32 protein-coding genes are annotated in these 25,664 nt (G+C 28.1%); 4 read left to right on the top strand and 28 right to left on the bottom strand.

What is annotated here, in order from left to right:
• Positions 1-199: 199 nt before the first annotated feature.
• The 13 genes from ABWP20_RS01935 to ABWP20_RS01875 form a co-directional block, all read right to left on the bottom strand.
• The gene (locus ABWP20_RS01935) at positions 200-577 is read right to left on the bottom strand and encodes a nuclear transport factor 2 family protein (RefSeq protein ID WP_353093201.1); all 378 of its coding nucleotides are present in this window, start codon (positions 575-577) and stop codon (positions 200-202) included.
• Between the two features lie 150 nt (positions 578-727).
• Complete coding sequence (locus ABWP20_RS01930) at positions 728-1,378, bottom strand: zinc dependent phospholipase C family protein (protein WP_353093199.1); 651 nt, start codon at positions 1,376-1,378, stop codon at positions 728-730.
• A gap of 32 nt (positions 1,379-1,410) precedes the next feature.
• Positions 1,411-1,977: a GNAT family N-acetyltransferase gene (locus tag ABWP20_RS01925; protein ID WP_353093197.1), complete on the bottom strand. Its 567-nt coding sequence runs from the start codon at positions 1,975-1,977 to the stop codon at positions 1,411-1,413.
• Positions 1,955-2,101: a hypothetical protein gene (locus ABWP20_RS01920; RefSeq protein WP_353093195.1), complete on the bottom strand. Its 147-nt coding sequence runs from the start codon at positions 2,099-2,101 to the stop codon at positions 1,955-1,957. Before ABWP20_RS01920 ends, ABWP20_RS01925 begins: the two co-directional genes overlap by 23 nt.
• A 23-nt stretch (positions 2,102-2,124) precedes the next feature.
• Positions 2,125-2,640 (bottom strand): alpha/beta fold hydrolase, encoded by a 516-nt coding sequence (locus tag ABWP20_RS01915; RefSeq protein WP_353093193.1) that lies wholly within the window; start codon positions 2,638-2,640, stop codon positions 2,125-2,127.
• Entirely contained in the window at positions 2,592-3,047 is a 456-nt protein-coding gene (locus ABWP20_RS01910; protein ID WP_353093191.1) for a VOC family protein, read from the bottom strand. The genes ABWP20_RS01915 and ABWP20_RS01910 overlap by 49 nt, the downstream gene beginning before the upstream one ends.
• Before the next feature lie 51 nt (positions 3,048-3,098).
• Positions 3,099-3,605 (bottom strand): D-glycero-alpha-D-manno-heptose-1,7-bisphosphate 7-phosphatase, encoded by a 507-nt coding sequence (locus ABWP20_RS01905; RefSeq protein ID WP_353093189.1) that lies wholly within the window; start codon positions 3,603-3,605, stop codon positions 3,099-3,101.
• Between the two features lie 39 nt (positions 3,606-3,644).
• Positions 3,645-4,151 carry a hypothetical protein gene (locus tag ABWP20_RS01900; protein WP_353093187.1) on the bottom strand — a complete coding sequence of 169 codons (507 nt, stop codon included), beginning with the start codon at positions 4,149-4,151 and terminating at the stop codon, positions 3,645-3,647.
• 264 nt (positions 4,152-4,415) lie between these two features.
• Positions 4,416-4,895 (bottom strand): NUDIX hydrolase, encoded by a 480-nt coding sequence (locus ABWP20_RS01895; protein ID WP_353093185.1) that lies wholly within the window; start codon positions 4,893-4,895, stop codon positions 4,416-4,418.
• A gap of 51 nt (positions 4,896-4,946) precedes the next feature.
• The gene (locus tag ABWP20_RS01890; RefSeq protein WP_353093184.1) at positions 4,947-5,474 is read right to left on the bottom strand and encodes an ASCH domain-containing protein; all 528 of its coding nucleotides are present in this window, start codon (positions 5,472-5,474) and stop codon (positions 4,947-4,949) included.
• 19 nt (positions 5,475-5,493) lie between these two features.
• Positions 5,494-5,922 (bottom strand): hypothetical protein, encoded by a 429-nt coding sequence (locus ABWP20_RS01885; protein ID WP_353093182.1) that lies wholly within the window; start codon positions 5,920-5,922, stop codon positions 5,494-5,496.
• Positions 5,923-6,255: 333 nt separating this feature from the next.
• Positions 6,256-7,761 carry a 4Fe-4S dicluster domain-containing protein gene (locus ABWP20_RS01880; RefSeq protein ID WP_353093180.1) on the bottom strand — a complete coding sequence of 502 codons (1,506 nt, stop codon included), beginning with the start codon at positions 7,759-7,761 and terminating at the stop codon, positions 6,256-6,258.
• Complete coding sequence (locus ABWP20_RS01875; RefSeq protein ID WP_353093178.1) at positions 7,761-8,000, bottom strand: NAD(P)H-dependent oxidoreductase subunit E; 240 nt, start codon at positions 7,998-8,000, stop codon at positions 7,761-7,763. The genes ABWP20_RS01880 and ABWP20_RS01875 overlap by 1 nt, the downstream gene beginning before the upstream one ends.
• 159 nt (positions 8,001-8,159) lie before the next feature.
• On the opposite strand from ABWP20_RS01875, the gene ABWP20_RS01870 reads away from it, so the two are divergent.
• The 3 genes from ABWP20_RS01870 (at position 8,160) to truA (ending at position 11,531) form a co-directional block, all read left to right on the top strand.
• Positions 8,160-9,719 (top strand): hypothetical protein, encoded by a 1,560-nt coding sequence (locus tag ABWP20_RS01870; protein WP_353093176.1) that lies wholly within the window; start codon positions 8,160-8,162, stop codon positions 9,717-9,719.
• A gap of 60 nt (positions 9,720-9,779) precedes the next feature.
• On the top strand, positions 9,780-10,679 hold the full coding sequence (locus ABWP20_RS01865) for a DUF2935 domain-containing protein (RefSeq protein ID WP_353093174.1): 900 nt from the start codon (positions 9,780-9,782) through the stop codon (positions 10,677-10,679).
• 114 nt (positions 10,680-10,793) lie between these two features.
• Positions 10,794-11,531 carry a tRNA pseudouridine(38-40) synthase TruA gene (gene truA / locus ABWP20_RS01860; protein ID WP_353093172.1) on the top strand — a complete coding sequence of 246 codons (738 nt, stop codon included), beginning with the start codon at positions 10,794-10,796 and terminating at the stop codon, positions 11,529-11,531.
• An 80-nt stretch (positions 11,532-11,611) separates the two neighbouring features.
• Here truA and ABWP20_RS01855 read toward each other — a convergent pair whose 3' ends face one another.
• The 11 genes from ABWP20_RS01855 to ABWP20_RS01805 form a co-directional block, all read right to left on the bottom strand.
• A complete protein-coding gene (locus ABWP20_RS01855) occupies positions 11,612-11,923 on the bottom strand; it encodes a hypothetical protein (protein ID WP_353093170.1) in 312 nt (103 codons plus the stop codon).
• A 109-nt stretch (positions 11,924-12,032) separates the two neighbouring features.
• A complete protein-coding gene (locus ABWP20_RS01850) occupies positions 12,033-12,386 on the bottom strand; it encodes a hypothetical protein (protein ID WP_353093168.1) in 354 nt (117 codons plus the stop codon).
• Positions 12,349-13,767 (bottom strand): ABC transporter permease, encoded by a 1,419-nt coding sequence (locus tag ABWP20_RS01845; RefSeq protein WP_353093166.1) that lies wholly within the window; start codon positions 13,765-13,767, stop codon positions 12,349-12,351. The genes ABWP20_RS01850 and ABWP20_RS01845 overlap by 38 nt, the downstream gene beginning before the upstream one ends.
• A 3-nt stretch (positions 13,768-13,770) precedes the next feature.
• Positions 13,771-14,625: an ABC transporter ATP-binding protein gene (locus ABWP20_RS01840; protein ID WP_353093164.1), complete on the bottom strand. Its 855-nt coding sequence runs from the start codon at positions 14,623-14,625 to the stop codon at positions 13,771-13,773.
• Complete coding sequence (locus tag ABWP20_RS01835) at positions 14,615-14,920, bottom strand: hypothetical protein (protein WP_353093163.1); 306 nt, start codon at positions 14,918-14,920, stop codon at positions 14,615-14,617. Before ABWP20_RS01835 ends, ABWP20_RS01840 begins: the two co-directional genes overlap by 11 nt.
• 20 nt (positions 14,921-14,940) lie before the next feature.
• Positions 14,941-15,453, bottom strand: coding sequence for an RNA polymerase sigma factor (locus tag ABWP20_RS01830; RefSeq protein WP_353093161.1), 513 nt, complete (start codon positions 15,451-15,453; stop codon positions 14,941-14,943).
• A gap of 47 nt (positions 15,454-15,500) precedes the next feature.
• A complete protein-coding gene (locus tag ABWP20_RS01825) occupies positions 15,501-16,244 on the bottom strand; it encodes a hypothetical protein (RefSeq protein ID WP_353093159.1) in 744 nt (247 codons plus the stop codon).
• Positions 16,237-18,405 (bottom strand): M1 family aminopeptidase, encoded by a 2,169-nt coding sequence (locus tag ABWP20_RS01820; RefSeq protein ID WP_353093157.1) that lies wholly within the window; start codon positions 18,403-18,405, stop codon positions 16,237-16,239. The genes ABWP20_RS01825 and ABWP20_RS01820 overlap by 8 nt, the downstream gene beginning before the upstream one ends.
• Positions 18,392-19,288 carry an ABC transporter ATP-binding protein gene (locus ABWP20_RS01815; protein ID WP_353093155.1) on the bottom strand — a complete coding sequence of 299 codons (897 nt, stop codon included), beginning with the start codon at positions 19,286-19,288 and terminating at the stop codon, positions 18,392-18,394. The genes ABWP20_RS01820 and ABWP20_RS01815 overlap by 14 nt, the downstream gene beginning before the upstream one ends.
• Positions 19,289-19,458: 170 nt before the next feature.
• On the bottom strand, positions 19,459-20,061 hold the full coding sequence (locus ABWP20_RS01810) for an L-serine ammonia-lyase, iron-sulfur-dependent, subunit alpha (RefSeq protein ID WP_353093256.1): 603 nt from the start codon (positions 20,059-20,061) through the stop codon (positions 19,459-19,461).
• Between the two features lie 220 nt (positions 20,062-20,281).
• On the bottom strand, positions 20,282-20,485 hold the full coding sequence (locus ABWP20_RS01805; protein ID WP_353093153.1) for a hypothetical protein: 204 nt from the start codon (positions 20,483-20,485) through the stop codon (positions 20,282-20,284).
• A 422-nt stretch (positions 20,486-20,907) separates the two neighbouring features.
• On the opposite strand from ABWP20_RS01805, the gene ABWP20_RS01800 reads away from it, so the two are divergent.
• Entirely contained in the window at positions 20,908-22,101 is a 1,194-nt protein-coding gene (locus ABWP20_RS01800; RefSeq protein ID WP_353093151.1) for a saccharopine dehydrogenase family protein, read from the top strand.
• A 150-nt stretch (positions 22,102-22,251) separates the two neighbouring features.
• On the opposite strand, the gene ABWP20_RS01795 is transcribed toward ABWP20_RS01800, so the two are convergent.
• From ABWP20_RS01795 to ABWP20_RS01780, 4 genes are read right to left on the bottom strand one after another with little or no spacing between them, the layout of a single operon-like run.
• Positions 22,252-23,226 (bottom strand): hypothetical protein, encoded by a 975-nt coding sequence (locus ABWP20_RS01795; RefSeq protein WP_353093150.1) that lies wholly within the window; start codon positions 23,224-23,226, stop codon positions 22,252-22,254.
• Between the two features lie 10 nt (positions 23,227-23,236).
• Positions 23,237-24,331, bottom strand: coding sequence for a hypothetical protein (locus ABWP20_RS01790; protein WP_353093148.1), 1,095 nt, complete (start codon positions 24,329-24,331; stop codon positions 23,237-23,239).
• A complete protein-coding gene (locus ABWP20_RS01785) occupies positions 24,324-25,217 on the bottom strand; it encodes an ABC transporter ATP-binding protein (RefSeq protein ID WP_353093146.1) in 894 nt (297 codons plus the stop codon). The genes ABWP20_RS01790 and ABWP20_RS01785 overlap by 8 nt, the downstream gene beginning before the upstream one ends.
• Positions 25,214-25,600 carry a GntR family transcriptional regulator gene (locus ABWP20_RS01780; RefSeq protein WP_353093144.1) on the bottom strand — a complete coding sequence of 129 codons (387 nt, stop codon included), beginning with the start codon at positions 25,598-25,600 and terminating at the stop codon, positions 25,214-25,216. The genes ABWP20_RS01785 and ABWP20_RS01780 overlap by 4 nt, the downstream gene beginning before the upstream one ends.
• Between the last annotated feature and the right edge of the window lie 64 nt (positions 25,601-25,664).

Below are 25,664 nucleotides of genomic sequence, written 5' to 3'. Positions count from 1 at the left end.
CTTTATATTAATTAATACATATTTTACACCTTTATCATTTATTTATCCAATTTCTATTTTCTTTAAAAATTTCATTTATATAAACTCTAATAAACAGAGAATTCTTTGTATTAATTTATGTAAATCCATATATAATGAGAGTACTGAAATTATCACATTTTAATTAAATTAATTACTTATTACTCTTCTTTAAATATAATTAATATCTTTCTGATAGTGATTCTTCAATTCTCCACTGTGGCGGCTCTCCATTATCACCCCAATATTCTGCAATCTCACTAATTAAATTATCTTTAATAGTAAAAAAAGAAGTAGCATAAAAGCTGCTTGATTTATCCTCTGATTCTACTTTTACAGCAGAAATAACTATCTCATCTTTAGAGAAAATTTTATCTACGGTTATTATCCAACACCCTGGGTACTTTTTATTAAAGTTAATATATTTATCTCTACCTCTGAAAAATTCTCTAGTATTTGGTAGTCTTACATTAGCATCTTCTTGCATTAACTCTCCTACTTCATCAAACATTCCATCACTCATTAAAGTCCAAAATTTTTCAATTATCCTTTCATTCATATTATAAATTCCTCCTCAACAATCTACATTATATACTTATTCTACAAAGTTTACTAAATACCTTCTTTTTATACAATCTCTTACAGCATAAAAATAGCCTCTCACTGATTCAAAATTTAAAATTCAATAAGAGGTTTATAAAATTATTTCCTATTTTCTTTTCCCTTTTAACAATTCTATAATATAATCGGATTTTTTACTTACAAAATCATCCATTTCCTTTTCTGTCAAGTATATATATTCTCTTTCTGGATTACCACTATATTTAGTATAAAATTCGCTAATATATCTTAATCGTCTCTCTATTGCTCCAGCAGGATAATAATCTAGATAATTAGGGAATGATTCTATGTTTTTAAATATCCTATGGAATATACAATTAGGGTTTTTCCTAAAATATAGATGATCTAAGTCATACCAATCTTCCTTAATAGTCCATATAAATTTTTCATCTGTCTCTAATTTCTTATATTCACCATCTATTTTTTTCTTTTCATCTATTATGTTTATCCACTCAATATCCGTTAATAAATGGACATAATAACCTAATAAGAATGAATACAATTTGTTATCTTCTATTTCTTTATTCAGATATTCATTGTAAAATTTTTCTGCTTCAATAACATCATCTTCATTAATCCAATGACTAACTGATTTAGAAGGGAAAAACTCACTCCAATCCTCATTAGGTTCACCACAATCTGGACCTACATTACCTACAAGAAAATATTTTTCATCTAAACTCCTATCTGCATTTAGAATAGTTTCAGCTATTCTAATATGCGCCCCCCATGTTGCCATAAAACCTCTCCCCTTTATTATAAATTTTGTATCTAAATTCTTTGATATTCTTTCTTATCTATCTTATAAAAAACATGATGTTTTAACCGACTACTATCTTCCACCTTTGGATGGTCAAATTCTCCAACCTTCTTTAGACCTATCTTCTTCATAACATTTTCAGACGGCTTGTTTATCTCTGCTGTAAAAGAATATATGGTATCTAAATTCAATTTATTAAATCCATACTCTAAACATGCCTTTGCACCTTCCGTTGCATACCCCTTATTCCAGTATTTATTATCTAATCTCCATCCTATTTCAACACATGGTGTAAAATCTGATTCAAAAGTTGCAGTCAATAATCCGATAAATCCTATAAATTCTTTAGTATCTTTTATTTCTACTGCCCATAAGCCATAACCATTTTCCTTGAAATGTTCTTGTACCCTATTAAGAAAATCATCTGTTTCTTTAGAATCTAAAGTCTTTGGAAAGTATCTCATTACTTCCTTACTAGCATTCATCTTAGCAAATAATTCTCTGTCTGATTCTTGCCACATTCTAAATCCTAATCTAGGGGATTCAAATGTATATTTACTTATGCTTGAATTTTCCATGATTAACCTCACTTTCAATATTATCTTTTATTCGTATAACTAGCTCATTAAACTTTTCATACTCCTCAAAATTTGGAAAATGTGCTGATTCTTCAAACCATATCAATTCTTTTTTAGGTGCCATTATCTCATTATAGTATTCTTCAATCAACACAGAGGGGGTGTTATAATCATATCTACTTTTCTTTCCACTCCTCCATATTCAGATAGCCATTTTCTCTGTATTGCAATATCATTAACAGTATTCTTATAAGGCGGCTCTCCTATTCTCATTAGGTCTTCTAGGGCCTTTTTATCATTGTTCTCATTAGCCATTCCTAGAACATAATCATATGAAATCACTTCACTTTCTATTCCATTAACAACTTGTCCAACACTTATAAAGGCAGCTACTTTTTCTGGATATTTATCTACTACATACAAACCAAGTTCTGTTCCCCAAGAATGTCCCACTAGATATATCTTTTCTTTTTCATACTTTTCACATAGATAATCAATAAGTTCTTTTGTATCTTCTATAAACTGTCCTCTATTCATAGACTCTTTTGGAATATTAGATGAATAAGACATGCCAGAACCTCTTTGATCCCAATTAACAACAATAAAATTATCTTCTAACTTTTTTTCATATTTACGAGCAAATGATATTTGAGGATAACCCATTTTATATTTTTATCTTTTAAGTGATGATAAAATTTATTCTTATCTGTCCATTGAATTAAGTCTATTTCAAAGCCATCTGGATCTTTTATATAAAACTGCCTTGAAAATGGATTAACTATAATTTCCTTCTCTTGATCTACATATCCTTTTAATTTCAAGCTCTCAAGAAGCTCATCTACATTTTCAATATAATAGCCAATATGTCTAAAATTTTCCTCTGTTTCTATTTTAAAATTATCTCTTTCAGAAATAAATAGTTCATGTCTATCACTCTTAAGAATTGCATAGTTTTTCCCATTTTCTTTAATTCCTTTATCAATTAGTCCATAATCAAGAACCTCTCTATAAAAATCAATAAATTTATCTACATTTGAAACATATCTATTTAAATGATCTATAGCTTTCATATAATCCTAATATAAACAATTTTCCATTGACTTAGCCTCGACAAAACATATCTATAAATATTTAACTATATCTTTTATAGAATCTACTTTTATTGTTTTTCCTCCCCTTTTGTCTAATCCTATACCAAATGTCTTTATCCCTAACCTTTCTCCAAGTTGAACATCACATAAGGAATCTCCAACTATAAAAGAACTTTCCAAATCTATATTGAGATATTTTTCTAATGCCATTTTTATCATTCCATCTTTGGGTTTCATACAGTTACAGTTTTCTTCTTTAGAATGTGGACAGTAGAATGTATCTAATATTTCAACTCCATTATCTAACAATTTTTTTGTAAACTTATTTGCAATATCTTCATATTGTTCTAAGCTAATGATATTCTCATTTATCAAATATTGATTTGTTATAATAACGATTTCATATCCCTTTTGCCTTATAGCTTTAAGGGCATCTATTGATCCATCTATAAAAACAGGTTCAGTTATACTACTCCATAAATTATCTTCATAATCTTCTATAATTGTTCCATCTCTATCTAAAAATGCTACCTTCAAAGCCTCACCTCTAAGTTTCTAACTATTTTAGCTTATAAATTACCATTTGCCAATACAAATAAGCCTTTCACATATTGCAACTAATAAAGTAGTTATTATATTAGAAAATATAATTGATTTATTCAAATCTTTTTCATCATCAGAATCTTTTCTAAGTAACAAATATACCACTGGTAATTCTACCAGAACAGTTAATAATAAATATCCCACTAATACTATATAGAATGGCCCTGCATGAAAAGCATCTAATAAAGCATACTCACGGCTCATAGGTCTAAACCGATATGCTCTATCTATATATGGCACAAGGAAAGATATTAGATTTGCTAGACTTACAATCATTATAACTTTTTTATAATTCCTTACCTTACCCAATTTTATTACCATAATTATTTCAATAATCAATGTAAAAATAATGGCGAAAGGCAAAACTGTTAAGGGACTAGTAGTTAGCCAATGCCAAGATGAATTTGCATAAATTACTGATGGAAATAATATTACAAAAATGCTAAATAATATTATAACCCTGAAATTTTTAGATCCCATAATTCTTCCTCCAAACTTTTACTTTATATAATTCTATTCAAGCTTTATTTATAGATTACAGTAACCTTGGGTCACTTATCCCATATTCTTTTTTCTTTAAGTCTATTGAGAAATATATATTGAGTTATTTGCTTCTAATCTCTTCTTAGAATTAGATTAAGTAAAGTATACAAGGTCTAATATGGCAGCATATTGTTTCTTATTAATATAGTTAATTACACATAATTTTACACATACTAACAAGTAATATATATCTGCCCCCAACTAATCTTCAATTAATTCCACGCAAAACTCCTCTATTCTCTCAAATAAATATGGTTGAATTAAAGGATAGGTTAAGCCTTGAGGTATGGTGTCGAATAACCTGATCTCACCTATTTCAGAATTTGGCAATTCATCGAGACTTTCTACCTCAGAATAAAATAATTGCCCAAAAGATTTAGTCTCATTCCTAGTTACAGAGTATATACAAACCGGAAGAATTCTAAAATTCTTTGCACCAGTCTCTTCTTTTAATTCTCTTGAAGCAGTAAAATTAATATCTTCATTTATTTCTCTATGTCCTCCTGGAATTTCCCAAGTCGACCTCTCTTTATGCCTTACAAATATCCATTTGCCTCTATATTTTGCCATAATAACTGCAAATTGAAGTTTGATATCTTCTACTGTATTTAAATCATAAAAATTCACCTTTATCATATTATCAACTCCTAGCACCTCATTAATAATAATTAGTTTTTTCATATATACTTCCTTCTTCTTAATATAATTTTCATTTTTTAGACTTATCTTCAATTAAATATAAACTACCTTAAACTCCTCAAAAATAACTGGCATATCTTCGGTGAATTCTTTGTTAATACTATTACATTCTTCAGTAAAAAATTCTTCATGAACTTTTCTCCAATATTCAAGACTTAAGTCTCCTTCACCTTCTTTTCTTGCATGTTCTTCTGTAATTAATTTGAATGGTATTATTTCAACATGTCTTGTCTGAATAATACATACTGCAATACCGTCCCAATCCGTTATTATACTGTAATCACCTCCATTTGGTATAGGTTCTCCCTCGTAGTCATACACCCATAATGAAGATGCTGTAGCTTTTTTCTTGCCTTCCAAAACCAGTTTTGCTAATTTGTTTGCTGCATCTTCTGTTATCTCAAAATGCCATGATACATATTCTTTCTTAGTATTAGAAATAGATTCGCCAATTGTTTCTAAATACTTTTCCCACATAATGCCCACTGAATTATGCTCTATTTTTTTCATATTTACTCTTCCTTCCCCTCTCAACTTAATTGCAGTTTCTAATTTCTTCAAAATAAATCACTTCTTAGCATTACTCTTCCTTTACTTCCATTGGTTCGTTTTCCTCTTCTACCTTGATTTTAAGTAAAAGCACAGTTATATCCTCATTTATCATTTGATTTATAGAATCTAAGTCTTGATAGTCATAAGTCCTTAAAGATTTTTCAACCTGACGATACACTCCTAAAATTAGTTCTTGTCCTGATTCCAAAGTAATTTTTTCATTTCCTATGGCATAGTCCCATGTACTAGCTCTAGAATTTACAAATAAATTATCGTCATCAATATAAAGTCTTGACCCAGAATATGGTGAATAAAGAAAAAGTAATTTTTCTTTATTATGAGAGTCTATCATTCCAAATCCCATAGATCCTTCTTCTACTTCCTTTGAGCTTAATCCAGATGAAAGTTCAATAAGATGAAAAGGCTCTACAGGTTTCCCTTTACTATACCCCTCCACCCATATAGTAACCCAGGATTTATCAGCTTTAGCCAACTTTAAGTTAAAATCTAATAAAAACCCAAGACTGAGTTCTTTAAATGTAGTTTCATACTGTCTTCTAATTACGAACTCCTTTGGATTTTGTCTAAAAAATAATTAAATATTATTTTCTACCTATACTTCCTTCAATTAAATTTTACACTATATTACTTATTCTCCAATACTCCTTATTCTCCTCTATTTTTCTTAAATTTCTCATAGTGTAAATTTCGACAAATAAACAAAGCATCCAATCTTACGACTGGATGCTTTGTAATAGCCCTTTACCAATTTAAATTTAAATTTAAAGTTTTATTTCTCCTCATTATCTTCCTCAAAAAATGGATTTTGGAAAACATCACTATATGGTGACTTTTTAGCAAATTCCTTCGCTTCTTTTTCACCCTTTTCTATTGGTAACATTGTTCCTGGTCCACCTACACATCCTCCTGGGCATGCCATACCTTCTAATAAATATCCATTAAATTTACCCGCCTTTGCCATTGCTAACATCTTACGGCAATCTGACAATCCATTTGCATTATGAACTGGTATTTCTAATCCTGGATGAGCCTGTTCTATACTTGATTTTACAGATGATGCAACACCTGATGCAAATGCAAAATTTCTTCCTTTTGTTGAAGCATCTGCAACAATTTCATCTTCTTTAATCTCAGCAACGTCAATATTAGCCGCTACAAATATTGCAGCAAGTTCCTCATATGTAATTACAAAATCAATATATGGCCTAACTTCTTCATCCATTGCCTCAATTTTCTTTGAAATACATGGTCCTATAAATACTATTTTACCACTTGGACTTCTTTTCTTAATTGCTTTTGCAGTCTCTACCATAGGTGTATTTGATGAAGATATATATTTATATAAATCTGGAAAGAATTTTTTAGCTGTCATTGTCCAAGATGGACAGCATGATGTACCTAAAAATGGTTGTTTGTCTGGTACCAATTGCGGAAACATTTCAGCCTCATGTCGTGCAGCAGCATCTGCTCCAAGGGCCACCTCTATAATTTCTGTAAATCCTAAATCTTTGGCTGCTCTTACTATTTTTCCTGGTGTTGCAAATGGTCCAAATTGTCCTACAAAAGAAGGTGCTATTATTGCATGTACTTCTTCGCCTTGTTTAATAGCTAAAACTAGTTGGAATATATCAGATTTATCTGTAATGGCTGCAAAAGGACAATTTACTATACACATTCCACAACTTACACATTTGTCATAATTTATTTTTGCTCTTCCTAATTCATCTGATTCTATAGCATCTACTCCACATGCAACTTTACAAGGTCTTTCTAATTTCATAATTGCATGGTATTGACATGCTTTTGCACATTTGCCACAATCTATACATTTCTCCTTGTCTATTATCGCTCTATCCTTACCAATACTAATAGCATTAACTGGACAGACAATCATACATGGATGAGCAATACATTTTCTGCAGTTATCAGTAACAAAATGCTTTGAACTTTCACAAGACGCACAAGCGAAAGGAATTACATTTACTAAAGGTTCTTTAATTATACTATGGGTTACAACAGCTTCATCAATTACCTTAGACAAACGACCATTATCAACATTTAGTTTTCTATCTAATCCCAATCCAAGTCTAGTTCTAGCTGCTACAATTGCCCTTTCATGAAAAATACTTCCTCTATAATTTGGTACTTCTCCACTTATTACTTTATAAGGTATGTCATCTACTTCTCTTGGGTCTCTTTCTTCCCAAGCTACCTTTGCTATCTCTGTAAATACTTGCCTTCGGATATGTGTAATAGGTGTAAATATACCTCTCATCATCTGACCTCCTCTAGTATTTGTGATATGATTTTTTCCGCACTAGCATTAGTAATTATTTTACCATTTATTTCGACTACAGGTGCTTTATTATTTTCACAATATTTTAGACATTTTACCGCCTCAATTTCAATTTTACCTGGATATTCAGATTGGAGATTCTCAATACTCTCCTGTAAATTTAAATTTCCCATCATGGCACAATGGGTCCCCATACAAATCTTTACATTAACTGACATTTAATTATCCTCCTATTATTTCATATTTATATAATTATAACATATTAACAAAACAATAGATATTATTTTAACAAAAATGGCAGTTATTATTGTAACTTGTTTGTTACCAACGACTAGTGATTTCAGTGTATAATATCCTTATAGAAAGGAGAGTGCTATATGTCACAGAAATCAATGAAACTCATAGTCCTAGTATTATGTCTGGCTATTTTTTTAATTGCTTGTTCTACTAATGAAAGCTCGCCTGCTCCTTTGACTCTAGAGCAGTCAATAAAAGACTTTATCTTATCAAAAGATAAAGATTATGACTTTCTAAAAGATAAAACATATATGGAATATGCAACTAAATTTGGAAATGAACTTACAAATAATAATCCTTCTTATGCTATTGGAAACCTTGATGATGATAATATACCTGAAATTGCTGTATTTAAAGAGAGAGATCCTAATAATATGGCTGATGAAGGAAGTTTAGAAATATACAAATTTAATGGAGATAAATATACCCTTATAGATAAAGTCTCAATGAACTATGATAATACTAATTATCAAATTGTAATCGGAAAAATATCTCAAGATCAAAATGGATTACTTCTTAATAACAGTGTAGGTGCTCACTCTGGAGTAACCTATGGATTTATTTTAAAAGATGAGAAACTTAAAAATATATTAAATGAAAATAAAATATCTTTAATATCCGTATATACTAATAATGAAATCAAGGATATAAATAATGATGGAATTTTAGAATTTAGTATTTATACAGTAGATCCAGAAACTGAAGATTCAAGTTCCGTAGGTTCTGATAAAATGACTCTTTGGTATAAATGGGATGGTAAAGATAGTGCTGAATTACTTCAAGTTGAAAGAAAAGATTATTCCAAAGAAAATTCCGATAAAGAAGTCCTTGAGGAATCAAAAAAACTAATAGAAAGCAATTTTCCAGAAGCATTAAAATATATAAATGAGCACAAAGGCAAGTTATCCACACATGATAATACAGAGATTTTAACTGAATATATAAAAAAATTAGATGAAATGTCTTTAAACAAAAGTATTGAAATAGATGATTTATTTAAAATGTATCAATATAGTGAGAACTTTGATTATCTATTTAAAAAATATGGTTTATCTATCGATAAATTAAACAGCTTAGAATATTTAAATCGTGAAAAAGTGTTAAAAGATGAACCTGAATTGAAAAAACATTTAATAGATAATATAACTTTGGGATATAAATTAGATACTTCTGAGAATATGTATTATTACTCGATTGATAATCAAAAGTTTATAGATAACTTTAGTGAAAATATTACCAATGAATATAATGATTATCTTAAAATATTAGCCTTAGACACTAATGAACCCTTCATGAAAGATGGTAGCCTTATAATACCAAGGGATAAATTAGCTGAAAGAATATTGACCGTGGAAAGTTTTAAAATGATTTATCCATATTCTAATTTATTGCCAAGGGTCAATGAAATCTATAAATGGTATGTCTACACTTATTTCTATGGAGATAACCATAGTCCTAACTTTGACGAAAACACTTTTGCAATGAGGGAAAATGTAATTAAAGATTTTGAAAAGACTATGGAAAAATATCAATATACTAATTTTTCAAATATAATAAAAGAATTTCTAAGTAATTTGAAGGCAAATAACAATATAATCAATGATAGTATTAGAGAAAAACTTAATAACAGTATAAACTAATCATCAATCCCCTCATAATATTATATTTATATGAATATTATATTTAAAGGGGGGATTTTATTGTTATCGAGAAAAGAATTTATTCAAATTTCGTTGGAAACAAATTTATTTTTTCAAAGGATTATGAAAGAGCATATGTTTTTCATAGAAGTTAATCTTCCACCAATTAATAGTGCTGAAATCGGTGAAGCTAATTTACTTAAGAAATCATTTGAAGTGGTACTGGCTGAAACAGTTGTATTTGCAAACTGTGCCATAGAAAATCAAGTATTAGAATCAAATGAGATTATAACACCTTTTACTTTAAAAGCTGAAGAAATATCCTCACAATTATCTGGTTCTTCTATAAATACGGAAATTACTAAAGTTGAAAGTAATTTAAAATCAGATGTAGACTTTAACTATACTGAATGGTTAGAAGAAAAATTATATAATATAAATATGAGATCAATTAATTTATTAGAGGAAGTCATTGACTTTAAGGAAAAATTGATTAAATCTCAATTAGAATGTAAGATATTTACCACCCTTTATCCTCTTCTAATAGAACATATTCTTCGAGAAGCTAAATTATATATGGAATCATTAAAATCTCTACAAAATAGAAAGTTACCAGATAGAACTATATGCGATGAACTAAATTTTTGGAATCAAATAATGGAAGAACATTTAGAGTTTATTGATGGACTACTTGACCCTACAGAAGAAAATTTAAAGGAAACAGCAGAAGAATTGGCCGAAACATTAGAAAAAATATTAGAAGAAAACTGCAATAAAAACAATGAAAAAGAGATATTAAATAAAAGTCTAAAAGCAACAGAGAAAGTAATGGCCTTTAAAAAAGCTGGTACTCAGGGTTTATTAGCATGTAAAATCAGGTCCATCATCATACCTCTCTTGGGAGATCACGTTCTAAGAGAAGCAAACCATTATTTAAGAATTTTAAAGGAAATGGAGTAAGTATAGTTTATATTTGCTTTGATCACTCTGTATATACAGAGTGATTATTTTTTATATTTATAGAATCTACAATATGAGTTATAATGATTATATCAATTAATGGGAGTAGATAAAATGAAAAATATTAAAATGAACTTACAATTCGATGGTAGTCGATATTCAGGCTGGCAAAGATTAGGTGATAAAAATAATACTATACAAGGAAAATTAGAAGATTTACTTAGTAAAATGACATCTGAAAATATAAATGTAATAGGCTGCTCAAGAACTGATAAGGGAGTTCATGCACAATCTTTAGTTTGCAATTTCTTTACCAATTCTAATATGACCATAGAAGAAATAGAAAAATATATTAATCGATATTTACCTGATGATATCGTAGCTTATAATCTTCTAGAAGAAGATGAAAGATTCCATTCAAGATATAATACAAAATCCAAATTATATAGATATACAATAGATAATAATAAATATCAAAATGTATTTACTAGGAAATTTGTTTCTCATATTCCTGAAAAACTAAATCTCTCTTTAATGCAAAAGGCTGCTGACGAATTGGTGGGAACCTTTGACTTCTCTGCCTTTACTACTATGAAATCAAAAAAGAAAAGTTTTGTTAGAACTATAACAAGTATTAGTATCTCAGAGGAAAGCAACTATATATACATAGACTTTGAAGGTGATGGGTTCTTACACAACATGATCAGAATTATTACAGGAACTTTAGTTAGAGTAGGGAAAGAAGAAATTAACCCAAAGGATATAAAATCTATACTTGAATCTAAGGACCGTAGTATTGCAGGTCCTATGATTGAACCTAAGGGTCTTTGTTTGATAGATGTTAAATATTAACCAACTATATTTAATCTTTTTTATGTGTAAAAGTATAAAACCATAATAGTAGCAATAGCTAAAATTATGGTTTTAATATATTAATCTTCTTTTGCAAATATATTTCTAATATCTTGAATTACTTTATAAGTTTCTTCACTTTTTCTAAATGATGAGTCACTTTGTAATATAAATTCCTTAATTGCGCTCTGGTTATTTTCTAAAGTTAATAATCCTTTTTCCACATTATCTAGACGATCCATTACCTGTTTATGATTATTGTCAATTTTGTTATCCATGGTGTTTATTTGATTTTGCATGTTATTAAATTGATTTTGCATGTTATTAAATTGGTTTTGCATAAATAACTGATTTTCTAAAATTTGCTGTAGTATATTCTCCATATCAGCCAATCTTATCACCTCCAGCTTATTCATTATTACCCATTAACTAATTATATACCAAAACTAGTACTAATCAAAGTAAATTTTACTTTTATAGAAACCTATTATTAAATTAATTTTATCCAAATACTATCAGTCTATAATTATTAATTAAAATGGCTAATATTAGAAACAACTGTATAGATACAATGATGATCCGATAGAAAACAATTTTCCAATAAGGATATGGTTTTAAGTAAACCATTTCTCCTACTTTATATCCATTTTCAATCAGTCCTATTCCAACAAACATCCCTATTCCAATAGGCGATAGAAGCTGCTCACCAATAAAAATTATACTATCTTCTGATAAACTATTTATATTTACCATTAGATAAAGGGTTCCTATATATACTAATGCTAAGGCTATAATATTAAATGAAATTATCTTTACATTAGTGTAAAATACCTTTTTTTCTAATTTTAAATCCACTATTTATATTCCCTCTCTTCCTATCCCACAGCTTTATAGCTATAAATAATAATATTAAAGCAAATAGAGTAAATAGTATTCTATTTAAACATATATCCTTTATAAGCGGCTGAAACTCCGAATATGGAACAACTCTATTAAACCTTATGAAATATTTTGTAGGTTGAATGCCCTTTGGTATTAGAGGAGTAACACTATATCTCCAATAAAAAAATTGAAATATAATAGGAACTATTCCATTATCAAATATAAGTTGAAGTACATAACTTAAGGACGTTACAAACATAATAGTCGGAAAAATCCATAATATGGAATACTTAAAAAATGCTGTATAAGAAATAGATTCTCCTATTAGTTTTGAAAATCCATGAAATACCCATGTTGCACGGGCAGCTACTAATAATACTATTAAAATTGCAATTATTATATCTCCTAAATATTTTCCTATAATATACTTATAGGAGGATACTCTAGTAGTGTATATAATCTCATTAGTACTATATCTTTTATCTTTTATAAGAGTAAAGGCAGTTATAAATACAGTAAACAAACTTGTAGCAATTCCTATATAATCAGCAAAAAGTCTCCCATAAGCATTAGTTATCTTATCCTCTTTGACTATGGTATTATATTTTTCTATTTCTTTTTCATAGTCATTATGTTTAATTTCCATAATCATTGTTATATTATTATTTTTATTATATATAGTATGTCCTCCTAAAGCTACATCTACTTTTCCCATAAATTCATCATATTCATCCATAGTTTCAAAAGAGGTGTTTTTTATTTCCTCCATAGCCTCTTTTAAATATTTTCTCTGTTCATTATTTATCTTCTCATATACCCTGCCTATTCCTCTGAACCTTAGAGTATTTCCTAATTCATAATCATATTTCATATTATTATATATATATTCTGAATAGAGATTTAAATCTAATTTATATAAATCATAGACCGTATTTTCTCCTAAAGACTTATCTACTTTTTCTAGTATATTAGAATCAAATATAAAATCCTTTTGTTCAATCTCAGTTATGGCTTCGTATAAAGTCTTTTTCTGTTCGTCATCTATCTTTTCGTATATTCTATTTGTTCCTTTTATTTTCAGTACCTTTCCAGATTCATAATCAATTTTCATATTATTATAAATAGCTTCCATTAATTCTTCTAAATCCGTATACTCCTTTGTAATTCCGAAAAATTGATCTATAGATAAAAATACTTCATCCTTTATCCTAGACTCTATAGGATTAACACTATATCTCTTTATATCCCCTATAAACTGAGTATAGTAAAATAAAAATATAGCTACTATTAAAATCCATATATTTATGCTTTTGATTTGTTCCTTTATTTGCTTTAAAAAGATTTTTCTGAGCAATTTCTATACCCCCTTTATGAGTTTCATATATGCATCTTCTAAGGTCGGTTGAATATTACAAGCTTTTAAAGAAGGCTTCTCCTTTGATAATATTCTCAAGGAAATTTTCTCCCCGTCTATTATAGATGAAATAACATTGTACTTGTCCATAAATTGATAAAATTCTTCTGCATCTATAGTCAAATTCCATATATATCCATCAGCATTTTTTATTATATCCTTTACTGTTCCATTATAAAGAACTTTTCCTTTATTGAGGATAGAAAGGCTTTTACAACTTAATTGAATATCTTCAACAATATGAGTTGATAATAGTATGGTTTTTGTTTTTCCAAATTCAGAAAGCATATTTCTAATCCTTATTCTTTCTTCTGGATCAAGGCCAGCCGTAGGCTCATCTACAATTAATACTTCTGGATCTGATATTATTGCTACAGCTATTCCTAGTCTTCTCTTCATTCCTCCTGAAAGAGTCTTTATTTTTGCTTTATATATATCTTGAAGATGTACTCTTTCTAGCCTCTGTAATATTTCTTTTTTATCTAATTTTATATTGGAAAGAGAAGAAAAGTAATCTAATGTTTCATAAACTGTGAAATTTGGATAAAAGGAGAATTCCTGCGGAAGATAACCTATTAGCTTTCTTATTTCCTTTTTATTATCTATCTTTATATCATCATAATAAATTTCTCCTGATGTCTTAGGTAATAATGTAGATAAAATTCTAATAAAAGTTGTCTTTCCTGCCCCATTAGGTCCTAAAAGTCCATGTAATCCTCCCTCAAAAGTAAGATTTACATCATCTAATGCCCTATAACGCCCATAGTCTTTTACCAATTCCTTAATCTCAATTTTCACAGAATATCCTCCTTTTAGTTTCATAAAAAGTCAAGTATTCATATACTTGAGCTCCTAATAAAAATGCTGGTATACATATCATTAACATCTCCATACTAATTCCCAATATAAAATATAGCATCAAACTTATAAAAGCTAAACTTCCAAATATTAAAAGTGATAATTTTATCTCTATTCTCCTCAAAAGTTTCTTATTTTCTTTTGTTTTTTCTAATTGATACCTATCATACTCATGTGTTCTTACTTTTTTCCATATCTCATTTAAATATCTTCGCTCATCTTCATAATATTTCATAAGCTCTACCTCCAAATAGCTTATTTTTCCATATAGGAAGCCTTTAATTTTTTTCTTGATCTAAAAATAGTAATCTTCACTTTAGCTAAGCTAATTTTTAATACTTCTGCAATTTCCTTATAACTCATTTCTTGAAAGGCATATAAATAAAGTATGTTTTTTTCATTCTCATTAAGTCTATTAAAATTTTTCATAAACCTATCTTTCTTTTCTTTTTCTATAAGAATTTCTTCAGGAGAAATAGTGGAAATAGTATCATAATCAATGTAAATATTTTTATTATTATTTCTAATATAATCTACAGATTTATTGTGTATAATAGAAAACAAATAGGATTTTAAGGTACTATAGTTATTCAACTTATATCTATATACATAAAAGATGGCAAAGCTGTCTTGTACAATGTCTTCTGCTGCATAGTAATCTTTGAGTATATTTAATGCAAAATTTACAGCAGCTTTTCTATTTTCAAGAATGAATTCTTCAAAAGCATCTTCATTTCCATCTTTTAATAATTGTAACTGTTCTTCCACTTTCCCACCTCCTGTTTTCCTTATTCTTTTGCATCGTCATATTTCATTTATTCCTTTTCACTCTTCATACATGTATATATTAAAAATATAATTCCCAAAGTGATAAATACAATCCTAGTATAAATAAAAGAATTTGGTATATTTAATGATACAATTTCACTTTCTCTTCCAAATAAATCAGCAAATGTAGCCATCTTAAAAAAATGAGCTCCAAATATATCTAGCCATTGTGGCAAAATATACGTCGTATCTATAGTCCCTAATAAAAAAGTAATTGGAATTAATCCATATAATAACCTTATACTAATTTTCCCTAAAGCCATTGCAACCCCTAGGAGAAATATAAAAGAAGGAATGAGAAACCATATAATAGACTTCATAAAAATGAAAAATTGAGTATAATTAAATAAAACTTTATAATATACAAAACTTATTATAATAGGAATCGAAGCTGTTATTATAAATGCAATTATTATAGAGATGGATTTTAATATATAATATTTACTTTGAGATATTGGTGCTGAAAATAATATCTTTCTAGCTCTCAACTCTTTCTCAGTAAAAATACTAGTCATTATGAATATCATAATACTTATTACTAAAGGTGAAGTTAATTGAATAAAAAATGTATAGGTCCATTCTGAAAATGGGGCAGTTCCATAATATCCTCCTGTTACCAGTCTAGTTAATGAATCATAAGCCGATGCCATCACTAGAAGTAGCATATAAAAATATTTCTTTGATATTATAATTCTTTTAAGTTCGTATTTTAATAGATTAATATTATTCAATTTCTATGTCCCCCTTAGAAAGATTCATCTCTTTAAGAAATTCTTCATAAGTTAAATCTTTTGATACATATTTTTTATATACTTTTCCTAATTCCATTAAAAATTCTTCTTCTCCTAGAAGTTCTTCTCCCTTTAATAGTTTAATAGGCATTAAATAGTATAATTCACTTTGCATCTTTTCCATTTCTAAAGATCTTCTATATTTTTCATTTACTCTATCTAACATTTCATTATTATTTATATAATAATAGTTCTTTAACTCATTTACACGTCTTTCCCATCTACTTAAATACATATTTGATACAATATCCTCAAATTCATTTTGTATATATTTATAGGAAAAATACTGGGCAAGTCCTTCACTAGACCAAGGGCTTGCTTCTACTACATTAACCCCAGTTCCCCACCATTGATGAGCCATTTCATGGGCTATAAGACTTATATCCTCCATAAAAACATCCATTCTCATATCACTATATTGAAGGTCTTCATTGTTTATTATTGAATACATGTCCTTTTCACGATTCAACATGTTTTCAGAAACAGTTATAACATTCTCAGATGAATGTCCTCCCCGTTTATATAGAGGAACTTCTGCAATCTTTAAAGGATATATATCTGAATAATATTCTCCTATATTTTCAGTATAATATTTCATTATATTTTTTATATTTTCTTCTATTTTCATATTTTTAACATATTCTTCATGTCTAGGAGAATAATAAAATTCTACAATCATATTTTCAAATGCAATTTGAGATTTTTTATATATACCTGCAAATGCTCCAATATCACATGTATGGGAATTATACTCGAATATCCATTTTTTCATCCCATTTTTTATTTCCATATCTACAAGTCTTCCAGGTACTATCATCGTTAAATAATCTGGTGCAGAATAATATCCAGAAATCTTTATATTATCTCCCTCTTTAACTAAAGGTCTAAAAATCCAATTAGAGTTCTCAATCAAATAAATACTATCTTTAGAAATATATCCTGGCATACCTCTGCCTACACTATTTTTATCTGATTTTACCTTGCCTTCATATGAAATTGCTATTTCTATTTTTTCCGTATTTGGTATAGGTATTTCAATAGTAGTTTTATTCTTAGTTTCTTTATATCCTGTTTCTTCTCCATTAACCTTTATATAGTCTATACTCAGTCCAGTATTTGTCTCAAATATAATTGAATTAGAGCCTTTATTTATGAATTTATATAAAACCGTACCTTTCATTTCTCCCTTTTCATTATTAAAAATAATTTCTGGACTAAGGCTAATTAAGCTTACTTTTTCACCAATAACAGATTCAAAATCTCTAACTAATTCCATTGTATAAGGTTCTTTTATATAAGTAAATCCACTTCCAAGTATTGCAGCTATAACTAATAATATCAATGCTCTGTTTTTTATATTAACTGAAAATGAATTTCCTAGACCAAATTCATATCTTCTCTTACACAATAATCCTATGGAAAATATTGAAATACAAATAAAAATCCATAATAGCCTATTATATAGAATTGTATTTCCTATAACCTGAATTCCTACAAAATCTGAAATAATATCTATATTAGTCTGTACCCATGTAAACAAATAATTGTTTGAAGTTAGACTCTTAACAAAAAATATTCCTAAAGTTATAAAGCTTATATCCATACTATCTGTTAAAAAATATAGTCCACTTACTATTAAAGTAGAGAATAAAAGAGATGGAAAAAATATAATCCAATAATTAAATAAATAATAAAAAATATTAATCGGAATACCATATATAAACCTTTGTGTAGCAATAACAATTATCATTCCAAGTATAGTTGTTAATATTTCATAAAAAACTATTGATAAAATCCTAATCATCATTAAATTATGGTAGCTAATATTGGATTCTATAACCTCTTTACTTCTCTTTCTCTTATCCTTATCTAAAGTCAACACTGTAAACAAACCAAATAATATAGAACATATTGATGCTCCAAATTTTGCAGAACCAAAGGAAATAGTTGAAGAAGATCTATTTATATAAAATAGATCAAAGTCATTAGACATATTTAATGAATTGATACCTATAGAAACCATAATGCAGGCAACTACAATTAAAATTATAACCATCTTGGATTTAAACATTAATCTAACTTCGTTCTTAAATAACCCCATATTGTCTTTCCTCCTCCAACATACAATACATATAAGCATCTTCTAATGAAGGAACTACTTTTTCAAAATAAGAATCTAGATTCTCAGATACTACCCTATATTTAATACCAGAAGGAGTTATAACTGTAGATATAATTTTAAACTCTCCTTTTGATTCTCTCTGTAAGAAATCATCCTTATCATTACCTCTAATCTCTACAATTCCCACATGACCTACGGCTTTACTGACTAATTCACTAGGTTCTCCAACGAAAAGTATTTTCCCCTTATTTATAACAATAATTAGATTACATATAGATTCTACGTCTTCAATGATATGGGTAGACAATATAACTATTTTATTAATAGAATCTTCAGAAAAAAGATTCCTAAACTTAATTCTTTCCTCAGGGTCCAACCCTACTGTTGGTTCATCAACTATAATTAGTTCTGGATTATTTAACATTGCCTGGGCAATTCCAACTCTCTGCTTTTGTCCTCCAGAAAGTGTCTTTATTTTAAGTTTTCTTTTTTCTTCAAGATTAGTCATTATTAAAACTCTTTTTATCACTTCTTTTTTATTTCTGTTTATTCCTTTCAATGAAGCCATATAGTCTAGATATTCCTCTACTTTTAACTCCTCATATAGTCCAAAGTCTTGAGGTAAATATCCTAGCCTACTTTTTAAATATTTTTCTCTCTTATTTAATGAAACTCCATCTATTAGCACATCCCCTTCTGTAGCTATAGATTGTCCTACTAGGATCTTCATTAATGTGCTTTTTCCAGCTCCATTTGGGCCTATAAGTCCAATCATAGATGGAGTTTTAATAGTTAAATTAATATTATTTAAAGCCTTTACATTTTTATATTTCTTACTAAGATTTTGTATTTTAATTTCCATTTTATCATCCTCCACTAACTATTCGTAAAAATGGAAGAAAAGTTACATATAATTTAAAGATATTTAAAAATAAAATATAATATAAATCTAAAACCCATGGAATTCCATGGGTTTTAGATAAGAAAATAATTTAAAAAGTTTTCCTAATATTTATTTATATAAAATTAAAGTTATACCGATTTCCTTGATATAATCTCTTTACACATTACAATATCTGCCTTTATCATTCCTTCTCTTGCAATTTTTCCGAGGATTTTTATACTATCGTCTGCTGTCTTAGAAACTAATCCTTCACCAGTATCAATTGAAGCACCTACTTTTGTTAAATAAGCTGATTCTATTGCAACTCCTATTGCAGTTGATAACTTTAAGGCACATCCATTTTTAGCTCCGTCGCATAAAATACCACCTATACTTCCTATTACATTTGTAATACTCCTATCTATTTCTTCATCAGTTCCATTAAGTAAATAAGCCATCCCTGCGGCAACACCTAAAGAGGCTGCTATTGAGCATGCACACATCGGTGATAATCTTCCAATATGATTCTTAACATAAACTGTAATAAGAAAACTTAATGCAACAGAACGAATCATCTTTTCCTCACTACAGTTTTCTTCTTCTGCCATAATCGCTAATGGTATAGATGCTGTAATTCCCACATTTCCACTACTAGCACAACTCATAGCAGGTAAACTTTCTCCTTCCATTCTTGCATCAGAGGCTGATGCCGTATAGGCTTTTGCCTTATATAAGGGATTTTTTCCACCTATTTGTAACTATGCTTTTCCAAACCCATCTCCACTGCTTTTTTTAATCCCTATTTTAGCTAGTTCCATATTCATATCTACAGCCGTTTTAATAAAATCTAGAGATTCAATTGAAACTTCTTTTGAAAATTTAATAAAATCCTTAATGGTATAATCTCCTATTTCATGACCTGGTTGATATATAGCATTTTTATCATTATTAAATTCTTTTTTTAAAATAACCTCACCATTTTTCTTTAGTTCCAGGAATCCCTACTGAAATAGAATTCTTATATGTATCACGATCCATAGTAACTGTTACTTCCTCTATAACTCCTCCAACTATATCCTTTGCTTTGCTTACAGCAAAAGAAACAGATATTGGTCCCGTACACCCTAATGCTGGACTTACCTCTTTTCTTAAAATTTCTAATAATCCTGCTTTCAATTTAATTTTCCTCCCTTTAGATATAAAACAAATAATTTCTAAACGTATTATAACATAATAAGTTGGATATATACTTGAATGATAACTAGAATAATTCAATCTACCTACCAAAAAATAACAGCTCTTGAACCTTCTGTTTCTAAAGGATTCAATTTTGTTATTCTACTCTTTTTGACTTTTATATTTTCTATTTTGTAGTATATATTTTTATATTATTGTATTATCATAGATATTTGTATTAATTATGGAATTTAATATATCTTAGCACTATATAGGATGTAATTAAAAATATAATAATTCATATATAAAATCATAAATGGAAATTAATTACTATTTTGTTAGACTATTACATCTACTGATGATATAATATTAACAAGCTGGTAATAACCAAATACACAAAAATGATTTAAGGGGGATTATTTATGAAACTAGTTGTATTAGGTGGAGCAGGTTCTCAAGCACTTTATGGTATTAGAGATTTAATCAATCATGGTAGCATCTTTGATGAAGTAATAATTTCATCTCGTAATCTTGAAAAAAACAAGAAAATTGTAGAAAGTCTTAACTCACCAATAGTAAAAGCAGCAGAAGTTGATGTTTCTGATGAGGAAGCTTTATACGAACTTATAAAGGATTGTGATGTAGTTGCTAACTGTACAGGTCCTTATCATATTCTTGCATATAAGATTATAGAAACTACAATAAAAGCTGGTAAACACTATATTGATTTCTGTGATGATATTGAAGCATTCCATAAAATATTTGAATCAGACTTACCAAAGAAGGCTGAAGAAAAAGGTCTTAGTATGATAATGGGCCTTGGTGCAAGCCCAGGATTTTTATCAGTACTAGCATGTAGTGCAGAACAACGTTATTTCGACTCACTAAATGAAGCTATATTTTACTTTGCATGTGATGAGAAAGAACCAGGTGGTCCTGCAGTACTTGGACATATGTTAGAATGTGTACACAATGCTCCATATATTAAAAATGGAGAAAAATTAAATGAACCTTCATTCCGTGAAGAATGGAATTTCGATTTTGGAGAACCTTATGGCGTTCGTAAGGTTACCAGAATAGGTCATCCTGAAGTATTTACATTCCCTAGATATTCATCTGGAATTCAAAATGTATCTGTAAGGTTCAGCCTTGAACCAGTATCAGCATATGAAGGCTTTAAAGACCTTAGCTTAGCAGGTCTTACATCTAATTATCCGCTTGACATCAATGGTAATCCTGTATCACCTCGTGATTTTGCACTAGCTGTATTATTAGCACAAAAAGCAAGCAAACCCACAATGACAGAAGAAGAACTTAAGGAATTTTTAAAGGGAGTTACTGCATGTGCAGCCACAGAGCTACATGGTAAAAAAGATGGCAAAAGTATGTCTTATATAGGAAGAGTAGCAGGAAATATGGCTCCACTTACAGCAATACCATTAATTATTGGTGCTGAAATGTTAGCTAAAGGCGAAATAACTAAAAAAGGTATTATGGTAGCTGAAGAAGCTATTGAAAATGCAGACAAATTTGTAAAAGAAACAGTAAAGAGAATCCGTGAAGATGGATTTGGGTTTACTATAAGCGAAGAACTTACTGTTAGAGAAGTATATTAATAAAACTTAGATTATTTAAAATGAATATAAAATAAAAAACACATTAAAAAACAAAAAATCCTTTAATCAAAAAGGATTTTTTGTTTTTATAAGATATACAGTATATTCTTGAGACTAAAGAGCTTAGTATTGCTGATCCCATGATTGAGCTCATAGACGGTTTTCAATAGAAAAATAAATAAATTGCTTGTTTTCTCCTAAATATTTATTTCCTTTATTACCTTCAATAATAATATTATATTTTTCTGTAGATGTTTTTCTACTATTAACTTTTTCCTCAAAGATATTTCTATATTCTTCTAATAGTACTTTCTTTTCCTCTTCATTTAAATTTAGGCTAGAAAGCAAGTTTAGAAAAACTTCTATATCTATTCCATCTAATTTATTATCTTTAACTTTTTTTATAAGTATATTTACTTTTTCTATCTCTTTATCTTTTAAAAACAAATTATATCTTATACTAGGATTATTAGCTCTATAGTTTCTTGTATATCCATTGCAATTTACAAAATTTATTAAATCCAATTCTTCTCCCTTAACTACATTATCTAAAATATAGTTATTATCTGAAATTTTATTAAAAATATTTCTATAATTATCATCTTTAATATCTAGAATATTTAGTTCAATAACTATACGATTATCTTTATAATTTATATTGTCTGCTGTTATAACTGTTGCAACTGCTCTTCCTATTTTTTTTGAAATTGAATCATTTGGTTCTAATTTTTTATTTGACATTTCATCTACATAATCTTTTAACCCATGAGCTATACTCTTATCTATAATCTGAACTAAATCATTAAAATAATCTTCATTGTATCTAGACATATTATTATCAAATCTTGTATCATAAGAATCTCTTTGATAATTATCATATATATTTATATATAGTGATTCAAAATTGCCTTCCTTCAAAATATCTTTATATTTTTCTCTTAAATTATTTATTTCATCTATAACTTCTTTCATATCATCATTTATATACATCTGCTCTTGGTCATTTTCAAGCGAAATCACTTTCACTACTTCTGCTCCATCATTTAAACTAGCTCTTGTATTTATTGAGCTTGAACAGCCAGTCAAGATTAAAGAGCAGCCAATTAACACTATTAATTTATTCATATTATCCCTCCTATCTATTTCCTACTTCAGTTATTTTATTACTTATAAAATAACCTATATACGCTGATACCAAGATTATAATCAAGAATAATATATTATTTATTTCAATCATCAAAAATCTATTAAAAATCATAGATACTAATAATCCACTACATATCGTAACTCCAAACTTAAATATTTGCCTAAATATCTTAAATATTATTATTCTATTTTCATCTTCTATTTTTGAATTCTTTGCAAATTTGTAAGCTATGGTTATGTTTAATGAACTTAGAATTATACTCACCAGATATTTTAATGATAAGTTTTCTATAATATATCTTCCTACTATCCCTCTTCCTGTATGATCTCTAATTAAATCTATGGAGCCATAGTCTATAGGATATGTCCAAGGCAATAACCAATTAGCTTTTCCCAATATCTTGTTTAATAGCTCAGATCTATACATGGAAATAATATTAAATCTTCCTAATGTTAATATTGTAGCCCATAGTAAGAATAAAGGAGCTAACCATATTAATATTCCAGTTACTATACCACCAACTGTATTTGTAAAAGTATATTGAATCATGAATAGAAATGTATAAAAGCTAATGACTACGAAATAGATTATCCCTATTTCTTTTAAAATAGTACTTACACTATCCATTTCTATAAAAGGTGCTGATATTAAGCTTATTCTGTATATATCTTTTATCCAAAACATATTGCTTTTTCTTACAATTATTAAACCTATTATTAAAACTATGAACCCTAATGTTATATTTACTAATCCAATTAATATCTTTATTTTAAAAAATGTTTCCCTCTTTATTGGTAATGATTTTAAAAACCTACCTACTTCTTGACCTTTTTCTGATTGAAATTGCATAAAAACTTGTATTATTGCAATAACTGTAAATAATACTAATGCCATAGGTGTAATTCTTTCTATTGCATCTTTAATTAGAGTTTTATTTCTCGATATACCGTCTAAAATAATACCCTCGTACCTAGTATTCAAATTTATACTAAACATTAATATTATAAAAAAACTAATTATAACAGATAACAATGATATCCATTTCATAGATCTAATCTCATGTTTTAATATTGATCTATTCATATATTTCACTCCTATCTATTTTTTTATTTGTATATATAAATATCTCTTCTAAAGAAATTCCTACATTTTCAATAAGTTCTGCTCCTAAATTATTTAAATCTGATAATACTTCCTCGCCATAATTATCAATGATTAAATAATATACACTTCCTATCTTTTCAATATTTATAATATTATCTATTTTTTCAAGTTCTGCTTCCACATCTTCTTTAAATATGACTTGTAGCTTTTTAACACTTTCTTTTATTTCATCTATATTAGATTGATATTTAACTTTCCCTCTGTGAAGTATTGTTACTTCATCACATATTTTCTCTAACTCTCCAATATGATGAGAACTTATAACTACTGTTGTTTCTTTTTCATGTACTTGATTTATTAGAATATCTAGTAAATCTTTTTTTATAATAGCATCTAGCCCAGAAGTTGGTTCATCTAATATTAAAATTTCCGGATTTATTGATAGATTCAGCATTAAGGCTAATCTCATTTGCATACCCTTTGATAGTTGCCTTATTTTTTTATCTAATTTTAAATTAAAAATTTTATTATAATTATAAAAGTCATCTATTGAAAAGTTTTTATATATTCCTGAGTAAAAGTCTAATAATTCTTTTACTCTATAGTCTTTAAAGTATTGGTTTCTATCTGCTACATATCCTATTTTCTCTTTAACTCTTCTATTCTCATAAACTTCCTCACCATCTATGAGTATTTTTCCTTCCTCTACTTGATATACTCCTGATAACATCTGTAATAAGGTAGTTTTCCCTGCTCCATTTTCTCCTATTACTCCATGTATTGTACCTTTTTTTATACTTATATTAATATCATCTAAGACTTTAAAGTCATTAAAAACTTTATTTACACCTATTACTTCTATCATTTTATCCCCCCTCCTATACCTAATTGTATTTTATCTATCTCTTTATAAATTTTATTTTTGTCATATCCTAAGTGTGCTAACTCTATACATATATCTCTAAGTTCTCCCAAAACCTTTTCTAATCTATCGTAATCAACAGGACCTTTACTATAATCACTCATAAAAGTTCCCCTTCCTTGAACAGTATATATTATTCTCTGTCTTTCCAGCTCTTGATAAGCTTTGCTAACAGTATTAGGATTGATAGAAAGCATACTAGCCATCTGCCTTACAGAAGGTAGTTTATCATCTGGCTTAAGTATGTTTTTTAAAGATAATTCTTTTATATTATCTATAATTTGTTCATATAGGGGTTTATCACTCATAATATTTATATTAAACATAAGAGCCCTCCTTTCCAGTGTACTATGTGTATTATATCCTATAGTACACTACTTGTAAAGTATT

It is taken from the genome of Tissierella praeacuta (assembly GCF_040396155.1).
Classification (GTDB): domain Bacteria; phylum Bacillota; class Clostridia; order Tissierellales; family Tissierellaceae; genus Tissierella; species Tissierella praeacuta_A.
The sequence above is the reverse complement of the archived record's forward strand: the minus strand, read 5'-3'. Positions and strand labels throughout refer to the sequence as shown.

Excerpts from the sequence above, each read along its gene's own strand:
- ABWP20_RS01935 (WP_353093201.1), bottom strand. The coding sequence starts at position 577 with ATGAATGAAAGGATAATTGAAAAATTTTGGACTTTAATGAGTGATGGA.
- ABWP20_RS01930 (WP_353093199.1), bottom strand. The coding sequence starts at position 1,378 with ATGGCAACATGGGGGGCGCATATTAGAATAGCTGAAACTATTCTAAAT.
- ABWP20_RS01925 (WP_353093197.1), bottom strand. The coding sequence starts at position 1,977 with ATGGAAAATTCAAGCATAAGTAAATATACATTTGAATCCCCTAGATTA.
- ABWP20_RS01920 (WP_353093195.1), bottom strand. The coding sequence starts at position 2,101 with ATGGCACCTAAAAAAGAATTGATATGGTTTGAAGAATCAGCACATTTT.
- ABWP20_RS01915 (WP_353093193.1), bottom strand. The coding sequence starts at position 2,640 with ATGGGTTATCCTCAAATATCATTTGCTCGTAAATATGAAAAAAAGTTA.
- ABWP20_RS01910 (WP_353093191.1), bottom strand. The coding sequence starts at position 3,047 with ATGAAAGCTATAGATCATTTAAATAGATATGTTTCAAATGTAGATAAA.
- ABWP20_RS01900 (WP_353093187.1), bottom strand. The coding sequence starts at position 4,151 with ATGGGATCTAAAAATTTCAGGGTTATAATATTATTTAGCATTTTTGTA.
- ABWP20_RS01895 (WP_353093185.1), bottom strand. The coding sequence starts at position 4,895 with ATGAAAAAACTAATTATTATTAATGAGGTGCTAGGAGTTGATAATATG.
- ABWP20_RS01880 (WP_353093180.1), bottom strand. The coding sequence starts at position 7,761 with ATGAGAGGTATATTTACACCTATTACACATATCCGAAGGCAAGTATTT.
- ABWP20_RS01875 (WP_353093178.1), bottom strand. The coding sequence starts at position 8,000 with ATGTCAGTTAATGTAAAGATTTGTATGGGGACCCATTGTGCCATGATG.
- ABWP20_RS01870 (WP_353093176.1), top strand. The coding sequence starts at position 8,160 with ATGTCACAGAAATCAATGAAACTCATAGTCCTAGTATTATGTCTGGCT.
- truA (WP_353093172.1), top strand. The coding sequence starts at position 10,794 with ATGAAAAATATTAAAATGAACTTACAATTCGATGGTAGTCGATATTCA.
- ABWP20_RS01835 (WP_353093163.1), bottom strand. The coding sequence starts at position 14,920 with ATGAAATATTATGAAGATGAGCGAAGATATTTAAATGAGATATGGAAA.
- ABWP20_RS01820 (WP_353093157.1), bottom strand. The coding sequence starts at position 18,405 with ATGGGGTTATTTAAGAACGAAGTTAGATTAATGTTTAAATCCAAGATG.
- ABWP20_RS01815 (WP_353093155.1), bottom strand. The coding sequence starts at position 19,288 with ATGGAAATTAAAATACAAAATCTTAGTAAGAAATATAAAAATGTAAAG.
- ABWP20_RS01800 (WP_353093151.1), top strand. The coding sequence starts at position 20,908 with ATGAAACTAGTTGTATTAGGTGGAGCAGGTTCTCAAGCACTTTATGGT.
- ABWP20_RS01795 (WP_353093150.1), bottom strand. The coding sequence starts at position 23,226 with ATGAATAAATTAATAGTGTTAATTGGCTGCTCTTTAATCTTGACTGGC.
- ABWP20_RS01790 (WP_353093148.1), bottom strand. The coding sequence starts at position 24,331 with ATGAATAGATCAATATTAAAACATGAGATTAGATCTATGAAATGGATA.
- ABWP20_RS01785 (WP_353093146.1), bottom strand. The coding sequence starts at position 25,217 with ATGATAGAAGTAATAGGTGTAAATAAAGTTTTTAATGACTTTAAAGTC.
- ABWP20_RS01780 (WP_353093144.1), bottom strand. The coding sequence starts at position 25,600 with ATGTTTAATATAAATATTATGAGTGATAAACCCCTATATGAACAAATT.